This is a genomic window from Zoogloea oryzae (genome assembly GCF_030161255.1).
Lineage (GTDB): Bacteria > Pseudomonadota > Gammaproteobacteria > Burkholderiales > Rhodocyclaceae > Zoogloea > Zoogloea oryzae.
This window is the reverse complement of record NZ_BSPX01000154.1, coordinates 1-3,184: the sequence shown is the minus strand read 5'-3', so window position 1 is coordinate 3,184 and position 3,184 is coordinate 1. Positions and strand designations below refer to the sequence as shown.

The following is a 3,184-nucleotide window of genomic DNA, read 5'->3' as shown; positions in this document are numbered from 1 at the left end:
CCCGCGCCCAGCTCGCCAACGCCAGGGCCCGCGCCGCGCTGCTCACCCTCACGGCGCCCTCGGCCGGCACCGTGCTCACCCGCAAAGCCGAGCCGGGCGACGTGGCCGCGGCCGGCAAGGTGCTGCTGGAGCTCGCCGACGCCGGCGAGACGCGTATCTACGCCACCGTGGACGAGAAGAACCTGCGCTTCCTGAAGATCGGCCAGAAGGCCGGCGGCGTGGCCGACGCCTTCCCCGGCCAGCCCTTCGATGCCGAGCTGTACTACCTCGCTCCGGCGGTGGACCCCCAGCGCGGCACGGTTGAGATCCGCTTCCGCGTCGGCAAGCCGCCGGCCTTCCTGCGGCCCGACATGACCGTGTCGGTCGAGACGGTGACCGGCCACAAGGATGCCACCCTCGTGCTGCCCGCCGAGGCGGTGCGCGAGGCCGACAGCCCGCGCCCGTGGGTGCTGGCGGTGCGCGACGGCGTGGCCACCCGGGTGGACGTGGGCATCGGCCTTGCCGGTATCGGCCAGGTGGAGATCACCTCCGGCCTTGCCGACGGCGACCAGGCCATCCTGCCGGCCTCCGGCGCGCTGGAAGGCGACAAGGTGCGCGTGCGTCCGCCCAGGAAGCCCAAGGTCGGCGGCCTGCAGGTTCCGCAAGGGATGACCAAGTGACGGGATGTGCTGCACCTGTAGGTCAGCCTGTAGGTCGGACTTCAGTCCGACATCTGCCTCACGACGCGATTGGCGTTGCAGGTGGGTCGGCGTGGCGGTGTTGTCGGACTGAAGTCCGACCTACAGGGTCGTTGGGCGTGGCCGCGCGATGAAGTTCCGCCTGCCCTTTGCCCCGATGGTCGCCCTGCGTTTCCTGCGCGAGGGGCGGATGCAGACCCTGCTGATCCTCGCCGGCACCACCGGCGGGGTGGCGGTGATCGTCTTTCTCACCCAGCTCATCACCCAGCTCCAGGCCCAGATCGTCGACCGGGTGCTGGGCAGCCAGGCCCACGTGGTGATCCGCCCCCTCGAAGAAGCCAACCGCCGCGCCATCGACGACGAGGGCTACGCCACGGTGATCGAACCCCGCGCCCAGCGCCTGCGCTCGGTGGACCAGTGGGAGAACATCGCCCGGCTGGCGGCGGGGATGGAAGGCGTCACCGCGGTGTCGCCGGTGGCCACCGGGCCGGCCTTCGCGGTGCGCGGCCAGGCCAACAAGTCGGTGGCGCTGATGGGCGTGGATGCCGAGCGCTACCGGCGCATCGTGCGCATGGAGGAATACATGGTCGCCGGCCGCTTTGCGGTGGATGGCCCGCGGGCGGTGATCGGCAGCGAACTCGCCAAGGATCTGGGCATCGGCCTGGAGGACAAGCTGCGGGTGATGCTGCCCAACGGCCGCGACGAGCTGCTGGTGGTGGGCGGCGTGTTCGACATCGGCAACAAGGATCTCAACCGCCGCTGGATCTTCGTGACCCTGCCGCTGGCCCAGAGCCTGCTCGACCTGCCCGGCGGCATCTCCAACCTGGATCTCACCGTGGCCGACATCTTCGAGGCCCAGGCCGTCGCCGACCGCCTGCGCGCCGCCACCAACCTCACCGTGGATAGCTGGATGACCACCAACGCCCAGCTGCTCGCCGCGCTGCGCAACCAGACGGTGTCCAACAACCTCATCCGCAGCTTCGTGACCATCATCGTGGCGCTCGGCATCGCAAGCGTGCTGGTGGTGAGCGTGGTGCAGAAGCAGAAGGAGATCGGCATCCTGCGGGCGATGGGCGCCACCCGCTCGGCGATCCTGCAGGTCTTCCTGATCCAGGGCGCTCTGGTGGGCGCGGTGGGCTCGGTGGTGGGCAGCCTGCTGGCCTTCACCCTGCTCCAGGTGTTCTCCCACATCTACCGCAACGCCGACGGCTCGCCGCTGTTCTCGGCCCAGCTCGAACCCCGTTTCATCGCGATGGCAGCCCTGGTGGCGACCGTCGTCGGCCTCGCCTCGGCCCTCATCCCCGCCCGCCGCGCCGCGCGGATGGACCCGGTGCAGGCGATCCGCTCATGAGCGCCATTGCTCCCGTCATCCAGCTCGCCGGCCTCACCAAGGCCTACAATGTCGGCACGCCGGTCGAGACCGAGGTGCTCCACGGCATCGACCTTACGCTGGCCGAAGGCGAGTTCGCTGCGCTGATCGGGCCGTCCGGCTCGGGCAAGAGCACGCTGCTCAACATCATCGGGCTGCTGGAGCGGCCCACCGGCGGGCGGCTGTCCATCGCCGGGCGCGACACGGCCACGCTGTCCGAGGCCGAGATCACCCAGCTTCGCGGGCGCAGCATCGGCTTCGTGTTCCAGTTCCATCACCTGTTGCCGGCCTTCAGTGCGCTGGAGAACGTGATGATGCCCACCATCATCGCCCGCGGCCGGCCCGACGACGAGGCCGAGGCCACCGCGCTGCAGCTCCTCGACGCGGTGGGCCTCAAGGCCCACGCCCGCAAGAAGCCGGCCGAGCTCTCCGGCGGCCAGCAGCAGCGGGTCGCCATCGCCCGGGCGCTGGCCCTCAAGCCGCGGCTGATCCTCGCCGACGAGCCCACCGGCAACCTCGACACCCACACCGCCGACGAGATCTTCGCGCTGCTTCGCGAGTTCAACCGCCAGGCCAATTGCGCCTGCCTGATCGTCACCCACGACCCGCGCCTCGCCGCCCGCTGCGACCGCATCGTGCGGCTGGTGGATGGGCGCATCGCCGAAGACGACCCGGCGGGCGGGTAAGGTCCTGCTTCTGTAGGTCGTCCCGTAGGTCGGACCTCAGTCCGACATCCCCTGCTTGGTCAATCCCTGCTGATCAACCCGTGTTGTCGGACTGAAGTCCGACCTACAGGGCGATCCGGTTTCAGCCTCCCAGCGCTTCCGCCGCCCTTCGCAGCATTACCGCCCGTTCGCCGGCGTTGTGGGTGAGGCGGGCGGCTTCTTCAAAAGCGGCGGCGGCGTCCGCGCCACGGCCGAGCTGGGCGAGGAGATCCCCGCGCACCGCGTGGCGCAGGTGGTAGCGGGCGAGGGCCGGTTCGCTGGCGAGTTCATCCACCAGCGCCAGTGCGGCCTCGGGCCCGTAGGCGCGGGCGACGGCCACCGCCCGGTTGAGGCGCACCACCGGCGACGGGACGAGCTGGGCCAGCGCGTCGTAAAGGCCGACGATGCGCGCCCAGTCGGTGTCGTCCACCCGC

The 3,184-nt window shown here is 70.5% G+C and carries 3 protein-coding genes and 1 pseudogene; 3 read left to right on the top strand and 1 reads right to left on the bottom strand.

Features of this window, described 5'->3' with window-relative positions; translation table 11 throughout:
* The 3 genes from QQK25_RS22530 to QQK25_RS22520 all read left to right on the top strand — a co-directional run.
* Nucleotides 1-659: efflux RND transporter periplasmic adaptor subunit (locus tag QQK25_RS22530; protein ID WP_284189977.1), on the top strand; the 659-nt coding region annotated here is incomplete at its 5' end.
* Nucleotides 660-807: 148 nt separating this feature from the next.
* On the top strand, nucleotides 808-2,028 hold the full coding sequence (locus tag QQK25_RS22525; protein WP_284189976.1) for an ABC transporter permease: 1,221 nt from the start codon (nucleotides 808-810) through the stop codon (nucleotides 2,026-2,028).
* Complete coding sequence (locus QQK25_RS22520; RefSeq protein ID WP_284189975.1) at nucleotides 2,025-2,732, top strand: ABC transporter ATP-binding protein; 708 nt, start codon at nucleotides 2,025-2,027, stop codon at nucleotides 2,730-2,732. The genes QQK25_RS22525 and QQK25_RS22520 overlap by 4 nt, the downstream gene beginning before the upstream one ends.
* Nucleotides 2,733-2,853: 121 nt before the next feature.
* Here QQK25_RS22520 and QQK25_RS22515 read toward each other — a convergent pair.
* Nucleotides 2,854-3,184: pseudogene (locus QQK25_RS22515) on the bottom strand (RNA polymerase subunit sigma-24); the annotation flags it as partial.